Annotated in this window: 16 protein-coding genes; 10 read left to right on the forward strand and 6 right to left on the reverse strand. The window is 38.5% G+C overall.

Annotated features, from left to right (window positions below; genetic code table 11):
* Positions 1 to 55 precede the first annotated feature (55 nt).
* The 4 genes from DK857_RS09600 (at position 56) to DK857_RS09615 (ending at position 5,519) form a co-directional block, all read left to right on the forward strand.
* Positions 56 to 775, forward strand: a complete 720-nt coding sequence (locus DK857_RS09600; protein ID WP_109402054.1) for a fimbrial biogenesis chaperone — start codon at positions 56 to 58, stop codon at positions 773 to 775.
* 38 nt (positions 776 to 813) lie between these two features.
* On the forward strand, positions 814 to 3,459 hold the full coding sequence (locus DK857_RS09605) for a fimbria/pilus outer membrane usher protein (RefSeq protein ID WP_109402055.1): 2,646 nt from the start codon (positions 814 to 816) through the stop codon (positions 3,457 to 3,459).
* Positions 3,460 to 3,462: 3 nt separating this feature from the next.
* On the forward strand, positions 3,463 to 4,623 hold the full coding sequence (locus tag DK857_RS09610) for a fimbrial protein (RefSeq protein WP_109402056.1): 1,161 nt from the start codon (positions 3,463 to 3,465) through the stop codon (positions 4,621 to 4,623).
* A 215-nt stretch (positions 4,624 to 4,838) separates the two neighbouring features.
* Positions 4,839 to 5,519 (forward strand): HAD family hydrolase, encoded by a 681-nt coding sequence (locus DK857_RS09615; protein ID WP_109394127.1) that lies wholly within the window; start codon positions 4,839 to 4,841, stop codon positions 5,517 to 5,519.
* A gap of 65 nt (positions 5,520 to 5,584) precedes the next feature.
* On the opposite strand, the gene DK857_RS09620 is transcribed toward DK857_RS09615, so the two are convergent.
* From DK857_RS09620 to DK857_RS09645, 6 genes are all read right to left on the reverse strand, one after another.
* Positions 5,585 to 6,160 (reverse strand): TerD family protein, encoded by a 576-nt coding sequence (locus DK857_RS09620; RefSeq protein WP_109394128.1) that lies wholly within the window; start codon positions 6,158 to 6,160, stop codon positions 5,585 to 5,587.
* A gap of 79 nt (positions 6,161 to 6,239) precedes the next feature.
* Positions 6,240 to 6,818, reverse strand: coding sequence for a TerD family protein (locus DK857_RS09625; protein ID WP_072070083.1), 579 nt, complete (start codon positions 6,816 to 6,818; stop codon positions 6,240 to 6,242).
* Positions 6,819 to 6,871: 53 nt separating this feature from the next.
* Positions 6,872 to 7,912 (reverse strand): TerC/Alx family metal homeostasis membrane protein, encoded by a 1,041-nt coding sequence (locus DK857_RS09630; RefSeq protein ID WP_098941941.1) that lies wholly within the window; start codon positions 7,910 to 7,912, stop codon positions 6,872 to 6,874.
* A gap of 31 nt (positions 7,913 to 7,943) precedes the next feature.
* Positions 7,944 to 8,399: a tellurite resistance TerB family protein gene (locus DK857_RS09635; protein ID WP_075672880.1), complete on the reverse strand. Its 456-nt coding sequence runs from the start codon at positions 8,397 to 8,399 to the stop codon at positions 7,944 to 7,946.
* Between the two features lie 25 nt (positions 8,400 to 8,424).
* Positions 8,425 to 9,591, reverse strand: coding sequence for a TerD family protein (locus tag DK857_RS09640; protein ID WP_109402057.1), 1,167 nt, complete (start codon positions 9,589 to 9,591; stop codon positions 8,425 to 8,427).
* The gene (locus DK857_RS09645) at positions 9,592 to 10,176 is read right to left on the reverse strand and encodes a TerD family protein (RefSeq protein ID WP_072064329.1); all 585 of its coding nucleotides are present in this window, start codon (positions 10,174 to 10,176) and stop codon (positions 9,592 to 9,594) included.
* 324 nt (positions 10,177 to 10,500) lie between these two features.
* Here DK857_RS09645 and DK857_RS09650 point away from each other — a divergent pair, with 324 nt between their 5' ends.
* From DK857_RS09650 to DK857_RS09675, 6 genes are all read left to right on the forward strand, one after another.
* Entirely contained in the window at positions 10,501 to 11,568 is a 1,068-nt protein-coding gene (locus tag DK857_RS09650; RefSeq protein ID WP_109402058.1) for an ATP-grasp domain-containing protein, read from the forward strand.
* A 14-nt stretch (positions 11,569 to 11,582) separates the two neighbouring features.
* Positions 11,583 to 12,719, forward strand: coding sequence for a phosphoribosyltransferase domain-containing protein (locus tag DK857_RS09655; protein ID WP_193528594.1), 1,137 nt, complete (start codon positions 11,583 to 11,585; stop codon positions 12,717 to 12,719).
* Complete coding sequence (locus DK857_RS09660) at positions 12,712 to 13,482, forward strand: HAD family hydrolase (protein WP_109402060.1); 771 nt, start codon at positions 12,712 to 12,714, stop codon at positions 13,480 to 13,482. Before DK857_RS09655 ends, DK857_RS09660 begins: the two co-directional genes overlap by 8 nt.
* Positions 13,483 to 13,484: 2 nt before the next feature.
* Positions 13,485 to 14,561, forward strand: a complete 1,077-nt coding sequence (locus tag DK857_RS09665) for a cysteine protease StiP family protein (protein WP_109402061.1) — start codon at positions 13,485 to 13,487, stop codon at positions 14,559 to 14,561.
* Positions 14,561 to 15,505, forward strand: a complete 945-nt coding sequence (locus DK857_RS09670) for an HpcH/HpaI aldolase/citrate lyase family protein (protein WP_109402062.1) — start codon at positions 14,561 to 14,563, stop codon at positions 15,503 to 15,505. Before DK857_RS09665 ends, DK857_RS09670 begins: the two co-directional genes overlap by 1 nt.
* A gap of 283 nt (positions 15,506 to 15,788) precedes the next feature.
* Positions 15,789 to 16,280: a hypothetical protein gene (locus tag DK857_RS09675; protein ID WP_023582799.1), complete on the forward strand. Its 492-nt coding sequence runs from the start codon at positions 15,789 to 15,791 to the stop codon at positions 16,278 to 16,280.
* The last annotated feature ends 323 nt before the right edge of the window (positions 16,281 to 16,603 follow it).

Consider the following 16,603-nt stretch of genomic DNA (forward strand, 5'->3'; position numbering starts at 1 on the left):
ACAGAGGGGAGTTTCTCCTCTCTGTTTGCTTTTTATTAATGGAATAAAGATAAATATGATAGCCCCTAAATTAATTAAAAGCTTTTTTTTTAGTTTATTATTAATCATTTCCACATGGGTAAACGCTGGTGTTGTTATTAGCGGAACTCGTGTTATTTATAATGAAAATGAAAAAGAAGTCACAGTCAAAATTAGTAATGAAGGGAAAGTTCCTGTTTTAATTCAAAACTGGATTGATACTGGTGACGTTGATGCAAAACCTGAAAATATTCAAGTCCCTTTTGTATTAACTCCCCCTATATTTCGCATTGAGCCAGAAAAATCACAATCATTAAGAATTAGTTTTACGGGCGCTACAACATTACCTAAAGATAAAGAATCTATTTATTGGTTAAATGTATTAGAAATACCACCTAACGCAAATACGGAAATAGATAATAAATTACAAATTGCTTATCGTTCAAGAATAAAACTATTTTATCGCCCTGATGTACTAAAAGATAAAATAGGGGCAATTAATGCTGCGGAAGGTCTTCAATTTTCAGTTTCAGGTAATACTTTAAAAGTCATCAATAATGCCCCTTATTATGTTTCTTTAGTTTCTATTTCTCTTAATGGAAATGATAAACAACCTATTGATGGTGAATTAGTTCCTCCATTAGGTAGCCATGACTTTGCTATACCCAATGGGATATCTGCAAATACGGGAAATAAAATCGTTTATCGATATGTAAACGATTGGGGCGCAATGAAGATAGTTGAATCAAAAATTTAATTCTCCAGTGACTTCATAAAATATACGGGAATACTCAAATGAGCAGTTATATTTTAAAAACTATTATAATATCTGCTGGTGCGACTTTTTTTCTAATCGCACCCTATACCTATGCAGAAAATATAACAGAGATCGAAAATAATAAATGGTTACCTAATGGCACTCCTGTATTATCGACCAATACGTCACCTTTATTACAAAATAATACTGCCTCATCAACAGAGAATAGTGAGTCTTCTCATACAAATGGAAATAACTCACTCTCATTTAATCCTATTTTTATGAATACATCTCAAGGTGAGATTGATATCAGTCGCTTTGATAAAGAAAATACTTTCTTGCCGGGTACATGGAATGTTGAAATCTATGTCAACAGCCAATTTATGACAAGAACACCAGTCACCTTTAAAGATATGGCAAATGGCCAAGTATCGCCTTGTTTAACTAAAGATATCATTGGATTAATAGGGTTTAAAAGTGACAAAATAACACCGCTATTAAAAAGTGCGTTAGAGCTACATGAATGCATTGCACTAACCGATTTTGTGCCCTCAACTGACGTAAGCTATGACCACTCAGTTCAACGTTTAACGATCAACACACCACAAGCTCTTGTTGGTTATAAGCCCCGTGGGTATGTAAGTCCTTCACTCTGGGAACGAGGTATAAATGCGTTGTTAGTAAGCTATAACGCAAACTATTTTATGTCTCGTAACAACGGAACAAATTACAAATCAGCATTCGTTGGTGTTAATAGTAACCTAAATTTAGGTACATGGAGTTTCCATCACACTGGTAATTATTCATGGAATGAACAAAATGGCCATGACTACACATCAACTTATAATTATCTACAACGTATTATCACTACAATAAAAGGTGTCGTTCAAGTTGGTGATGTTCTTACGACAGGACAACTATTTGATTCTCAACCATTAAGAGGTATCCAACTCTTTAGTGATGAGAAAATGTTACCTGACTCACAGCGTGGCTTTGCGCCGACTATTCGTGGTGTCGCAAAATCCAATGCCCGAGTCATTATTCGCCAAGATGGGCGAGTGATCCATGAAATTGCCGTACCGCCAGGTCCATTTGAAATTGATGACCTTTATCCATCAGGATATGGTGGTAACTTAGATGTCACCATTCAAGAATCGGATGGGTCACAACAAAACTTTAAAGTCTATTACGCTTCTGTTGTGCAGTTATTACGTCCTGGGCAACATAACTATACGGTAGCCGCTGGCCATTTAAACTCATCGTCTGTTGACTATGACCCAACGTTATATCAAGCCACTTATCGTCGCGGATTAACTAATCTGATAACGGGTTATGCGGGTATACAGAGTACCGGTGCAGATTATTACGCACTTCAAGCTGGTTTTGCATTAAGCACGCCATTAGGCGCATTTTCTGCTGACATCACTCAAGCACGTTTGCACTTAAATACAACATCGTCAAAAGTGAATAGCGGACAAAGTTATCAAATCAGTTATAGCAAATTTATTCAAGATACTAATAGTAACCTGACGATTGCTGCCTATAAATTTAATACCGAAAAATTCTATGATTATAGCTCTGCCGTTCAAGCTATTAATGAAGAACGCTATGGGCGCAGTATCAACAATATTTGGCGTCCCAAAAGCCGCTTTAATGTCACGATTGATCAAGGTTTACCCGAAGGTTGGGGAACATTCTATGTCAGTGGATTTACACAAAACTACTGGAATAATGACACAACCGACTTGCAATACCAAATGGGTTACAACAACCGCTGGAAACGTCTCTCTTATGGCTTAAATGTCGGTCAAGCACGTAATGCCGATGGTAAAAAGGAGACATCGTTTGAATTGAACTTTATTTTACCACTCTATGATTTAAGTGTTGATCATATGCCGACCTTAACCGCTGCCTTAACACGTAATGGTCGAGGAGATGTAGGTGAGCGTATCGGGATCTCTGGATCTGCTGGTGAAAATAATCGTTATAACTACGGTATAACAGCAATGAACACAAACCATGGTGTTGGATCTAGCATGACCTTGAATGGTAGTGCAAAAACTAATTATACCAACTTAACAGCTAACTATGGTTTAGGTGAGCATTATCAAAATGGTTCGATCGGTGCTAGTGGTTCATTAATTGGTTGGTCTGGTGGCGTGGTTGCAACCCCTTATCAAGGCAATACCTTTGCCGTGGTTGAAGCAGATGGTGCTAAAGGTGCTAAAGTCAGTGGCTATCCAGGCATTGAAATAGATGGATTTGGTCATGCTGCTGTGCCTTATTTAACCCCATATCAAATGAATGACATCACGATTAACCCGAAAGGAATGTCAAATAATATCGAGCTACAAAATACGCAAGCGCGCGTTGCACCGTTTGAAGGTGCGATCACTAAAGTGGAGTTTAAAACTAATGCAGGTATCCCTCTATTAATTACAATCCAACGTAATAATGGTGCTATTCCATTTGGTAGTGTCGCTTACGATGAACAGAACAATGAAGTGGGTAGTATAGGTCAGGGAGGACTTCTCTACGCCCGAGTTGAAAAAACGTCAGGTCGCTTAACCGTGAAATGGGGACCAGGTGAAATACAGCAATGTACTATTAATTATAGTGCCCCAGCACCAGATAAAGATAATCAAAGTAGTTTTGTTCAACTTACTAGTGTATGTGGAGAATAAAGTATGAAGCCGATTATTAAAAATTCATTAGCCTTAATGCTTCTACTTTTTCCTGTTGCGGAAGTAATGGCTAAATCAGATGTGACATGTACAATGATTGGCTCTCAATTTACTCGGTCAATGACAATAAATGGAGCTATTTTTGTCGGACCTAATATGCCAATAGGTTCTGTTGTTTATCAGGGACAAATAGATTATAACGACAGACCAACAAATTATCAGTGTGTTAGCGATTTTTCAAAGGATCCAAATAAAGTAATCCATTTTATGGAAAGACAGGAGTTGAAATTACTAAGCACTTCTGGAACACCGGTAATAAGTGCAGGTATTCCCTCTAATGTTTTTAGAACAAATAATCCAGGATTAGGTATTGTATTTTATGCAAACCAAAATAAAGAAAATACATTACCACTCGGTATTCCTAAGTTATCTTGGGAAGGGCAGCGAGTACTTGATAAAAATACGATATCGGTTCGGTATTTTGCCACACCAATATTACATTATTCAATAATAAAAATTGGCCCGATTCAACCGGGTAGTTTTGATCTAACCAATATTGCACACATGCAACTTGATGTGAATTTTCCTGATAAAGATAAAATTGATGCACCAGAATTTCCTATGGTAAATTCATATATAGATGTGACGGGCTCTATCACTGTGACATCTTCAAGTTGTAAGACTCAAGATTACACCGTAGAACTTGGTTCGCATGAAACAGCCACTCTTCCCGCCAAAGGCAGTTCAACTAAATGGATAAACTCCGATATTATATTAACCAATTGTCCTGCATTTAGGGGTTATTATTCAGGAGGTAAGGGAAATGTATACACAAGTGAAGTGGGCCAAACATTCCCTGAACGCGATCCAAACGAGATCAAAGTCACCATAAAACCGGTTAACCCAACTATTCCTGAATATCCGGGTACTTTTAAAGTAAATGATGTACCGGGTGCGGCTAAAGGCGTAGGGATCCAACTTGCTTTTGGAGCAACTGGTGAAGATTTTGTTAAATTTAATACGCCAGCTACCTTTGCACAACCTGTTACTGAAAAAGCAGGAACAGTTAGTATCCCAATGCGCGCACGTTATATTCGTGTTGATGACCGCTTATCCGCAGGTTCCGCCAATGGTGCTGCAACCTTTATGATTGAATATTATTAATCCCTTATTCTGTTTGCCAACAGCCTAAAATCACACCTCTTAGCCTAAATCACTAAGAGGTATTTTTTATGGCTCATTACTCTACTTCTCGTTATAAATGAGAAAAATCATTATTTATCAATAAATAAGGCTACCTCTATCTCATTTTTAGAACAATGATATAATAAGTAAAATATATTTTTCAAACTCTGATGATTTACGGAGCCTTACCCTGTATGCAACCCCAATTTGAAAACGCGAAAAACACCGTAAAAACGTTATCAGTGTTTGATTTTGATGGCACATTAACCTATCACGACAGTTTTATTCCTTTTCTAAAATTCGCCTTTGGTAAACGTAAATTCTCACGCCGTTTAATTAAAATGGTATTACCGACATTACGTTGCTTTAGACGCAAGCTCACGCGTGATGAACTAAAAGAAGTGCTTATCAAAACCTTTCTAACCAATATTGATGAACAATGGTTAAAAGAAAAAGCAGAAGAATTTTGCAAACTTTACTGGACTAAATTGATGCGCCCTGCTGGCTTATTCGCTGTTGCAGAAGAAGTGAATAGCAATGCTGAAGTGACCATTTGTTCTGCATCACCTGCTATGGTATTACAACCTTTTGCCAAGCGCTTAGGCATTAAACTAATAGGAACAACGCTTGAAGTTGTTGATGGAAAGTTGACTGGTAAAATTATTGGTAATAACTGTCGTTGTGGTGAAAAAATAAAACGATTAGAAGCAGTATATGGGGACTTAACACAATACCATTTAAGGGCGTGGGGAGATTCTCGTGGTGATCATGAATTGCTTTTTGCAGCGCAAGATCCTCATTGGCGTCACTTTCATACTGGTCGTCGTAAATCTAAAAATTCACCGATTAAAGTGACCGTAAAAAAAGAGTCTTAATCGCTGACTCTTTGTTTATCGATACAAACAAATAGCCCCCGCTAAAGCGAGGGCTAAATAAAGCATTAGATATTTACGCCGTGTTGTGCTGCTAACGCACCTAAACCACCCGCAAAACCTTGACCAACTGCTTTGAATTTCCACTCTGCACCGTGGCGATATAACTCACCAAAGATCATTGCGGTTTCTGTTGATGCATCTTCAGAAAGATCAAAACGTGCAATTTCAGTATTATTGTCGTTGTTATAAACGCGCATAAAACTGTTGCTGACCATACCAAAGTTTTGTTTACGGTTTTCTGCATCATAAATAGTAACTGCGAATACCAGTTTTTTCACTTCAGCAGGGACTTTTGATAGGGTGATTTTTACTTGCTCATCATCACCATCGCCTTCCCCAGTACGGTTATCTCCTTGGTGTTCAACGCTTCCGCATTGACTCAATTTGTTATTAAAGAAGATAAAACTTGCGTCTGAAAGTACTTTTCCATCTTCACCTACCATGAACACTGACGCATCTAAATCGAACTCTGCGCCATCAGTCACGCGGGCATCCCATCCTAGACCAACCATAGCAACCGACATTGTTGGTGCTTCTTTAGTCAGAGAAACATTACCACCTTTAACGAGGGAAACTGCCATATCAAAGCTCCTACTTTATTGAATAAACTGGCAATCACATCTTATGACTGCCAGCGTTTAGTGTCTTACAAATCGGCTATCAAGAGGCATTAATACCGTATTGAGCACAAACTGAACCCAAACCACCTGCATAACCTTGACCAACAGCACGGAATTTCCACTCCGCGTTATGGCGATATAGTTCACCAAATAACATTGCGGTTTCTGTTGATGCATCTTCAGTTAAGTCATAACGAGCAACTTCAATTTGGTTGTCATCATTAACTAAACGAATAAATGCACCTGATACTTGGCCAAAGCTTTGGCGACGAGCTTGCGCATCATGGATAGTCACAACGAAGATAACCTTATCGACATCATTCGGGATCATGTCTAATTTGATTTTCAGCGCTTCATCATCACCATCGCCTTCACCGGTACGGTTGTCACCAGTGTGAACAACAGAACCATCAGCAGATCTTAAGTTATTATAAAAAATGAAATCGGCATCGCTACGCACTTTTCCATTTGCAGCTAACAGAAATACAGACGCATCTAAGTCAAAATCTTGACCATCTGTAGAACGGGCATCCCAACCAAGTCCGACAAGGACGTTTTTCATCGTTGGGGCTGCTTTGCTCAGAGAGACATTACCACCTTTAGAAAGAGAAACGCTCATTTTATAACCTCTTTAGTTTTGTTTTTAATATTCTGATTTCTCAAGAATATTTATTAATTTGTCTTACCTTCATCATCTTTTTTCTCTGGGAATACAAAACTTGCGATAATACCCAGAGCAAGAACACCTAGCACAACAAATAGGCTAGTTGTCGCGGAGATGCTGTATCCATGTTGCCAGATATGATCTGTTGCATTTAAACCCAGTTTTGCAGCAATAAAGAACAACAACACAATAACCGCTTTTTCAAGGTAAACCAGATACTGTTTTAACGCTTCTAACACGAAGTAAAGCGTACGTAAGCCTAAGATTGCGAACATCATTGCACTATAAACAATAAGGGGTTCACGGCTTACTGCGATAATAGCGGGAACCGAGTCGAAAGCAAACATCACATCGGAAAGCTCTACAACCGCCACACACAGCATAAGTGGTGTTGCATATAACGCCGCTTTTGTACCACGACCGATAGTAATTTCTTTGTTTTCTGGTTTTGCTAGTTCAGCATCGACTTCTTTTTGTGTTAATACGAAAGCGTGCCCTGTGATTTTTGGCCATATAGGGAAAAATCGTTTAACTAAGCGATAAGCAAGATGTTGTGAATAGTCTTCAATCTCTTCACTATCATCACCGCTTTTCAGCATCATAACTGCCGTCCAAGCAACGATTAAGGCAAATACAATCTCAACATATGGTCCTAAACTTAACAGTCCTGTACCGATGGCAACAAAGATCCCACGGAAAACGATAGCCCCGATGATACCCCAATAAAGAACGCGGTGACGGAAGCGGTCAGGTACAGCAAACCAAGAGAAAATCGCCATCATGACAAACAAGTTATCAACGGAAAGCACTTTCTCTAAGGCATAACCTGTTACGAATAAGCTCGCAACTTCTGCACCATGATGAATATAAAGGAATCCTGCAAATGCCATTGCAATGGCAACCCAGAATATAGACCAAAATATGGCATTCTTTAACGTTATCGGCTTATCTGCACGATGCATAAATAAGTCGATAAAAATAGCGCCAATCGCAAGTACTACAAAGACAATGACAGTTTCTGTCGGAAAACCAATATGTGTGGATACCATAATAATTCCTAAACGGTTCCCTATAAATTAATTACAAACCAAATTCTGCGGGCTCAAAGCCTAATGCAATGGCAATAGCACGCACCGCTTCTTTTTCATCATTGTCAAAATCACCATCACTTTTCGCAACAGCAATACCGACACGAATAGCTAATTGCGCAGCTTCTGGCTGATCTTTCATTGCCAGAATATACTTCATGGTTTCGCCTTTACCGACTTCGGTATCAAACTCGAAACTCAGGATTAGCTTATTAAAGAATTCGATAACTTCAGAAGTATCAAATACTTTAAGTTCATCCGATGCTTTTAAAAAACCAAGCATCTTCTGTTTTTCTTCAGAACTTACACCGTCACTAGCAATGGCGATACGTGCACAAATCGCAACAGTACCTTGCATAAATTTTTTATTTTTAAAGCGACCAACTTGCTTGGCTAACTCAGAACGGCCTGTATTAAAACCTTCTTTTAATTTGTTAAAAAAACTCATGTTATTTTTCCTTATATCAACTTGATCACTTAGAGCCCGCTGTCCAGCGAAATCCCCACCCGTACGCATTATCCATATCACGGTGGCCTTTAAAAAACTCATTGAGACGTTCAACTTTTATTGATCCGTTCTCATTAACAAGTCGGGCAATAGCACACATGCCGCGACCATTATTACCATCAGTTAAGCGTGTTTCGATAGGTGGTTGATCTGGCACATGAATAGTAACCACGCCATCCGTCTTGCTCCAATTCGGCACACCTTCATAAATAAACGCGAAAATCAGCACTTGCTTGATATTTTTCCATTCACGTCCATTCACAAAGATCCATTCACCACCAGCAACATCGCCTGTGCGATCATCGCCTTGTAATTCAACATAAGGAATACGATTAAAATCGCCAAATCCGTTTCCTAATGCCTGAATAACAGACTTATGCCCTTGTTGAAGTTCAACGAATGCACCGATATCTAAGTCGATACCTTTATTACCACCAAACAATCCACCTAATAACCCAGAACCCCCACTTTTGCTTTCACGATGCCAATCAAGGTTGATTCGAATTTTACCGAAGTCATCTTTCTTCGTGAGGCTGATTGCCGGTTTCTCTTTGGTTAAAGAGACCTTACTTAAGTTCACCGAACTTGGCGCTGGAGCTGGTTTCGGTGCTGGCGTTGGCGTTGGCGTTGGCGCAGGATCTGCAATATCAACACCAAAATGTTCAGCGAGTGGTTTTAAGCCGCCGTTAAATCCTTGAGCAATAAAACGGAACTTCCAACTACCATTACGACGATACAATTCACCTAAAATTAATGCCGCTTCTGGACGACCGTTAATATCAACATTACCGTTCGCTACAACTTCGTTATTAGCGTCAACTTGAATCGACAATCTTTGTAAATTTGCAATTGTTTGCTGACCATCACAGGTTGCCGTAAACGCAATTCTTTCAACATCTGGACGTAAACGGGTTAAATCTACGGTAAATGATGTGCTGTTACCTGCCGTGGCATAAATAACAGTACGATCATCACTCGCAGTTTGCCCATAAAACACCATATCGGTGTCGCCATTCACTTTACCTGACGCATAAAGTCTAAAAGCAGAAACATCAACAGGCGCACCTGATTGAATTCTAACGATTAATGTTTGATTAGGAACAGGTAAGTTCCCACCTGGAGTCATATTCATTTATCGCACCACCGTAGCCACAATATCAGGCATCATGTCGTTGATAACACGGCCTTTACAAGGCGCACCAAACGCAGTGAAATCCCATTGACCATGATTACGTTGCAAAGAAGCAATCACGATACCTGTATGAGAACCTTGCTCTGTTAAGGTATAACGCACCAACTCTTTGTTAGTTGTTTTATCAACAACACGGCAGAATGCGTTTTCAACTTCATTAAATGTTTGTCCACGGAAACTGTTTACTGTGAATACCAAATATTCAACATTTGTCGGTAAACGATCTAAATCAACGAAAATTGTTTCATCATCGCCATCACCATCACCTGTTAAGTTATCACCAGAGTGAATAACTGACTGACAACTTGATTTTAATTTTCTAAACCAAATGGTATCGATTTGATTGCCACTTGCGTCAAGCAATACGCAACTTGCATCTAAATCAATAGAACCACCACCACCAAAAAGACCACCTAATAATCCTTTTTTCTTAATCGGATCCCAGCCCAAACCAAACATTAAATGGCTCAGTGTAGGTGCTTGTTTACTGAGAGAAACTGTTTGATTCTTGCTTAATGAAACCATAATTAAATTCCTTCAGAGGTAGAGTGAAACAATAACGCCATTTGTGATTAAATCCATATCATGAAAATCATCATATCATGATTAAGTACATGAGCAAGACTATTTTTCTTATTCAAACTTAAAGTTTTGTCAATTTATTGATATTAATGATATTTTTATTGTAATTAAATGTTAAAAACACAAGAAAATCATAATAATAACGTAATCAATCACTCGATTTTAAAATTAACTCAAATAAATCATATTATGATTGACACAGTTCTTCGAAATCTTCATGATTATAGGCATCGAACCCTACACTTTTATTTCACGGTATACAGAGTAATGAATAACACAATTTGGTTCATGGAAGGTTTATCATCACAACGCGATATAATTCAAAGTGTTAAAGACTTTGCAAAACAGCAACGCCAAGAGATCTTTGTGCTTGCGTCTCATCGTCATACTCGAAATGAGATTTTATCGCTTGCTGATGGGGCTTTTTATGAACCTCTTGAAGAGACATTACGCTTAAAATTTATCGCTGATGTTGTAAAACAGTACCAAGTCAGTGTCATTCACACGGGTCGCAATAGCGCATGGTTTGAATTACACCGCCAAGAAATTGAGTCGTTAGGGGTAAAATTAACAACCGGAGCCACACAACTTGAACAGCTTCAGTTAGCTGATAATAAAGTCGCCTTTGCACAAGCAATGGAACAATGTGGACTTCCCGCAGTACCTTCTATTTATATTGAATCGATCAATGAATTAGAAGCGCATATCAAAGAGCCTCCTTTTGGTGAAATTCCTTTATGCATCAAACCCGTAAAAGGGATTTATGGCATGGGTTTTTGGCGTTTTGAGAATCAAGTTTCGCCGATGACACTGTTTAATCACCCAGAAAATCGCCAAGTCAATCCTCAACAATATCTTGATGCATTAAAAGCGGTTGAGTGTTTTGAACCTTTAGTCTTAATGCCTTATTTACCGGGTCCAGAATACTCTGTGGATATGGTGGTTGAGCAAGGTAATGTTATTGCCGCTGTTGCTCGACGCAAAGAGGGTGCAATACAGCATTTAGAAATTTCAGGCGAGGCTTATGAATTAGGTAAAGCATGCGCAACAGCGATGAAAGCCGATGGACTTGTGAATGTACAGACTCGAAATAATCATCAAGGTCGCCCGCTCTTACTTGAAATTAATATGCGCCCTTCTGGTGGTATTGGTTATACCCAACATTGTGGAATTAACCTTGCAGGTATTTTTGCTTTACGCCAATTAGGATTAATGAGTATTGAAGAGGCTCAAGCCCAAAATAACCATTTTACACCAACAAAAATACGCTCAATCACCGATTCTATTGTTTTCAATTCAACGTTAACAAACTTAATCAGTACGGATAATAATTAATAATGAAAAATAGTATGAGTGACTCATCCGTTTATCGTCGGCCTCTTTCTTGTGGCACATTAAGTGTGACGCCAAATTGCCCTATTGAGTTACTTGATGAATTATTTGATATTGCAGAAAGACGCAATCCTAAGCGTGCATTTTTATTTGTCAGTAAAGTATTGGGGCGTCATATTCCTGTTTCACCGAAAAAAATGCGTGAAATCTATCAAAAACTTGCCTGCCAATTTCCTGACTCACTTGAAGGCCCCGTCCTGTTTATTGGTATGGCAGAAACCGCAGTCGGTTTAGGTGCTGGCGTTTTTGATGAAGTGAGAAATCGCTATCAACAAGCTATTTATTTAACATCAACACGCCATCCTGTTGCTCAGGGTGAATTACTGTGTGAGTTTAAAGAAAATCACAGCCACGCGACAGATCACTTACTCTATTTGCCTAAAACAGCAGAGCAACGCCAGTGGGTACAACAAGCAAAAACTGTTGTATTAATTGATGATGAAGCCACTACGGGTAATACCTTTATTAACCTGCTTTCAGCACTGCGTGAAGAAGGTGGATTAACCCATATTGAGCAGGTTATCGCTGTAACCTTAACTGATTGGAGTGGTGATTCTATTGCTGAGCGCTCCCCATTACCGATAAAGACTCTCGCTTTAGTTCAAGGGAAATGGCAATGGGATGCTGATCCAAACGCGCCTTTACCTGTTATGCCTAATGTTAATATTACTGCATCAGGGCAAGTTGCGATCACCGGTAAACAGAGCTGGGGTCGATTAGGAATGACAACGCCGGCAAGTGATCTAGGCTTATCCATCAATTCTTCTTTGGGTGAAAAGATCCTTGTTTTAGGATCAGGAGAATTTGTCTGGGAACCGTTCTTACTCGCTGAACGTCTTGAAAAACAAGGTGCTATCGTAAAATATAGCTCGACAACCCGTTCACCTATTTCAACCAATTTTGCCATTCAATCAGCGATTACATTTACTGATAATTATGGTTTAGGTATTCCTAACTTCGTCTATAACGTGGCTCATCAACAATTTGATCGTATTTTGCTTTGTTGTGAAACACCAGCCGAAAGTATTGATCAGCAACTGATTGAAGCTCTCAATAAAGTTGCCCCTATTGTTGAGGTAATCAGTTATGACTAAGCCTGTTATTTTAACTGATCTCGACGACACCTTATTTCAAACACGTCGTAAAATGATCGATGAGTTAGCGCTAGAACCCTATAAAACTGGTGCACTCGACAGAAGCTTAGAACCTCGTAGCTTTATGACTCAAGAGCAAGCCATGCTTGTCGATTGGATGTTAGAGCACGCAGATTTAATCCCAGTTACTGCGCGCGGAACGGAAGAAATTAGCCGAGTCACCATTGCGTTTCATTCTTGGGCGATCACCACACATGGTGCGGTGATCTTAACGCCTGAAGGTAATGCAGATGCACAATGGCAAAATCATATCACTCAAAGCTTAGCGCCCTATACACAGCGTTTGTTGACGCTACAACAATCAATCACGCAATTAATGGCGCAGCGAAATATTGATGGTTGGGCACGTATTAACTATGAATATAATGATTTGCCTATTTATTTAGTCATGAAGCATAACGATAGCACTCGCTTAGACGAGCTATACGCCATAGGTGATGAAATAGAAAAAACATTTTCAACCGACGGTTTTTATATTCATCGCAACAGTAACAATATTGCTTGGTTACCAGAGCCTATCGAAAAAGGTAAAGCTGTCACCTATTTGCTCAATAAATTAAAAGCTGAGCGAGGTGTTTTCCCAGTGATTGGACTTGGCGACAGCCTTAGTGATCATCGCTTTATGAAATTATGCAGTTGGTATGGGCTTCCTCGTCAAAGCCAATTTGCAGATGCGATTAACACAAAAATTTTTGGAGAATAAACATGATGGATCATAAGCCATTTTCTGGCTCTTATGTATCAGGAGATGTCGATTTCCTACTTCAACCGGTGAATATCGAAATGACGCCCGTTGAGTTAAAAGAAGAGCTGATACAGTCGGGTAAACGCCACTATTCTGACATGCTAAGTCAAGAGCCTGAGCCAACAACATGGCATTTAGACCTCTTTGAAAAAGCGCTAGAAACAGGTTCTACACGCTTAGCAACTGAAGTCATAATGTTGGCTAAATCACTGATTGAACGCTTTGGTGATACCCCAATAATCCTAACAAGCCTGGTTCGTGCAGGTGTTCCTTTAGGCGTCATGTTGCAACAAACATTGCGTAAAATGGGAAAAACCTCTTATCACTACGGTATTAGTATTATTCGAGATAGAGGCATTGATAGCGAAGCACTTTCATGGATAGAACAACGCCACGGTACAGAAGGTATTGTTTTTGTTGATGGATGGACAGGAAAAGGCGCTATTACAGGTGAACTTATTCGTTCATTATCAGGACGAAAAGATTATCCAGCTCAACCTCGCCTTGTCGTCCTTGCTGATCCTTGTGGCTGTGCATGGTTAAGTGCCAGCGATGAAGATTGGCTTATCCCCTTTGGGATCATGGGAGCCCCTGTTTCAGGATTAATTTCACGTTCAATTTGGACTGAAAAAGGCTTTCACGGTTTTGTGGATTGCCAACATTTAAAACAGTATGAATGCAGTCGTTACCTTGTTGATACTGTTGGAAAAGTCGTTGATACATTAATTGACAACGATATCCCACTCGCCACATTTAAAGAACAACAATCAGACTTAAAAAAGCTGAGCGAAAACGTCGTTAGTTCACTTGCAAACAAATATGATATTTCAAATATCAATCGTATAAAACCCGGTATTGCTGAAGCCACACGCGCTGTTTTACGCCGTGTACCTGACCATGTTCTTGTAAGAGAAATAACCGATCCTGATGTTGCGTTACTGGTTTATCTTGCGCAGGAAAAAAATATTGCTGTTATTGAAGCGGGGCAAGCGCTTGGTCAATATCGTGCAGTGACTATCATTAAAAAGGTGAAATAATGATTGAACGATTATCCCCGTGGAATTTAGGGGCAACGCTTTATATGCCTGCAACACGAACAGATATCGCAACAACGATTATCAACCAGAAAATTGAAGGGTTACGCTCTTTAATTATTTGTTTAGAAGATGCCGTGAGTGATGCCGATATTCCTGTTGCGTTAGAAAATTTGGCTGCGTTATTAAATACCTTAGCAGAACACAAAAAAAACAGTGATTGTAGCCATTGGCCACTACTGTTTATTCGCCCTCGCCACACTGAAATGGGTCAATGGATCACTGAAAACCTTGATGTCAGTGCCATCGATGGTCTTGTTTTGCCTAAGTTCACGCAAGCTTCTCTGCCAGTTTGGTGGAATATTATTGAAAATACGCATTTATGCATGATGCCAACACTTGAAACAGAAGAAGTGTTTGATGTTATTCAAATGACAGAGCTTGCAAACTACCTATTAACTCACCCTTGCCATAACAGAATTATTGCATTACGTATTGGTGGTAATGACTTAATGAATGTCATTTCTCTTAGACGTAATCGTCAATTAACACTTTATGATGGCCCAATGGGTTACGTGATAAAAATGTTGGTTGCTGTCTTTGGTGCTCGCCAGTTCGCCCTTACTGCGCCTGTTTGTGAGCATATTGATGATCACCACATTATGGATAAAGAACTGGCGCTTGATATTGCCAATGGCCTTGTTGGTAAAACGGCAATCCATCCAAAGCAAATTCATAAAATTGAACAAGCGCTCATGGTGTCTCAATCTGATCATTCAGATGCGTTGCGTATTTTAAATTCAACACAAGCCGTCTTTAAATCACAAGGTGCAATGTGTGAACCTGCAACACATCGTCGTTGGGCATTGAGTATTTTAACTCGAGCTAAAATTTATGGCATTATTCCTAACCAACAAAATAATGCTCAACGTTTTAACGCAACATAAAATACTCTATAACCGACGGCAATCTCTATGAGATAAAATAATTATCTTATATTGATTTCGATTTATAAGTTTCTAGTTAAAGCATGTTATCTTTAACTAGAACTTATAAAAATAACGCGAATTTTTTATTTAAAAAAGTGTATTTTTTTTATTTCAATTATTAATTTATACTACATTTAATAGGAAGCTTATTTTATTTATCCTTGTAAATACAGAACAAGAATAATAGAAATTATTGCTAAATATTTTAACACACGAATGACAGAATAAGTGGTAACTAAGCATGCAATTAAGCACTCGTCAGGTCAGAGTCTTTACACTGGCAACCCTTTTAAGCTCTGGAAAAAAGGTTCCAACCATTAAGATTATTTCTGCTCTTGAATGCTCAGAGCCTACGTTAACGCGCGTTTTAAAAGAGATAAGAGATTCTTATGGCGCTGAAATAAAGTACAGCAAAGCTTCTCGCGCATATCAAATGACTGAACGAGGTCAACTCGATAGCAAAGCATTACGCCGTATGCGTGAGGCATTATCTGCCAGTGAAGATCTTCGTCATAATGGAATGACAAGTCGAGTTTATCTCGATAAAGATAAGAAAAAATCAGTTTCACTTTCATTAAAAATGTCGGCATTACGTAAGATTGATAGATTATCTTATTTAAATAATTCCACGCGTAGTGAAGCTGTTGAATTATTAGTTGATCACTATATTGAAAATTTAATTCAATCAACACTTGCTGAAATAGCAGAGAAAGAAAAAGAAAAAAAGAATTAAAAATAGATAATAAAAAGTAACTTGATACTTCGGTATCAAGTTATTTTTTATAAAATGATAAAAATAAAAAAATATATATAAAACTTATTTAACAAATTTAGTTTATATATTAATTCTTACTCTTCTTCTATTTTAGAACACGTTAAAAATAGAAATTACCAATATACCAACAGATTGAATTAGTTAATTTTTCATAATTTTCATTATTTTTAATTAAAAAAGTACTTATACTTAGTCATTATAAGTCAATCATTTAGAGCCGTTCTTATTGTGATAGCACAATAAAAAACATTCTCTTTAATAAAATTAAATCACTCAACCAC

The organism is Proteus terrae (genome assembly GCF_003144325.1).
Lineage (GTDB): Bacteria > Pseudomonadota > Gammaproteobacteria > Enterobacterales > Enterobacteriaceae > Proteus > Proteus terrae.

Bases quoted from the DNA above. Each gene is read 5' to 3' on its own strand.
- DK857_RS09600 (WP_109402054.1), top strand. From the start codon at position 56: ATGATAGCCCCTAAATTAATTAAAAGCTTTTTTTTTAGTTTATTATTA.
- DK857_RS09605 (WP_109402055.1), top strand. From the start codon at position 814: ATGAGCAGTTATATTTTAAAAACTATTATAATATCTGCTGGTGCGACT.
- DK857_RS09610 (WP_109402056.1), top strand. From the start codon at position 3,463: ATGAAGCCGATTATTAAAAATTCATTAGCCTTAATGCTTCTACTTTTT.
- DK857_RS09615 (WP_109394127.1), top strand. From the start codon at position 4,839: ATGCAACCCCAATTTGAAAACGCGAAAAACACCGTAAAAACGTTATCA.
- DK857_RS09620 (WP_109394128.1), bottom strand. From the start codon at position 6,160: ATGGCAGTTTCCCTCGTTAAAGGTGGTAATGTTTCTCTGACTAAAGAA.
- DK857_RS09625 (WP_072070083.1), bottom strand. From the start codon at position 6,818: ATGAGCGTTTCTCTTTCTAAAGGTGGTAATGTCTCTCTGAGCAAAGCA.
- DK857_RS09630 (WP_098941941.1), bottom strand. From the start codon at position 7,912: ATGGTATCCACACATATTGGTTTTCCGACAGAAACTGTCATTGTCTTT.
- DK857_RS09635 (WP_075672880.1), bottom strand. From the start codon at position 8,399: ATGAGTTTTTTTAACAAATTAAAAGAAGGTTTTAATACAGGCCGTTCT.
- DK857_RS09640 (WP_109402057.1), bottom strand. From the start codon at position 9,591: ATGAATATGACTCCAGGTGGGAACTTACCTGTTCCTAATCAAACATTA.
- DK857_RS09645 (WP_072064329.1), bottom strand. From the start codon at position 10,176: ATGGTTTCATTAAGCAAGAATCAAACAGTTTCTCTCAGTAAACAAGCA.
- DK857_RS09650 (WP_109402058.1), top strand. From the start codon at position 10,501: ATGAATAACACAATTTGGTTCATGGAAGGTTTATCATCACAACGCGAT.
- DK857_RS09655 (WP_193528594.1), top strand. From the start codon at position 11,583: ATGAGTGACTCATCCGTTTATCGTCGGCCTCTTTCTTGTGGCACATTA.
- DK857_RS09660 (WP_109402060.1), top strand. From the start codon at position 12,712: ATGACTAAGCCTGTTATTTTAACTGATCTCGACGACACCTTATTTCAA.
- DK857_RS09665 (WP_109402061.1), top strand. From the start codon at position 13,485: ATGATGGATCATAAGCCATTTTCTGGCTCTTATGTATCAGGAGATGTC.
- DK857_RS09670 (WP_109402062.1), top strand. From the start codon at position 14,561: ATGATTGAACGATTATCCCCGTGGAATTTAGGGGCAACGCTTTATATG.
- DK857_RS09675 (WP_023582799.1), top strand. From the start codon at position 15,789: ATGCAATTAAGCACTCGTCAGGTCAGAGTCTTTACACTGGCAACCCTT.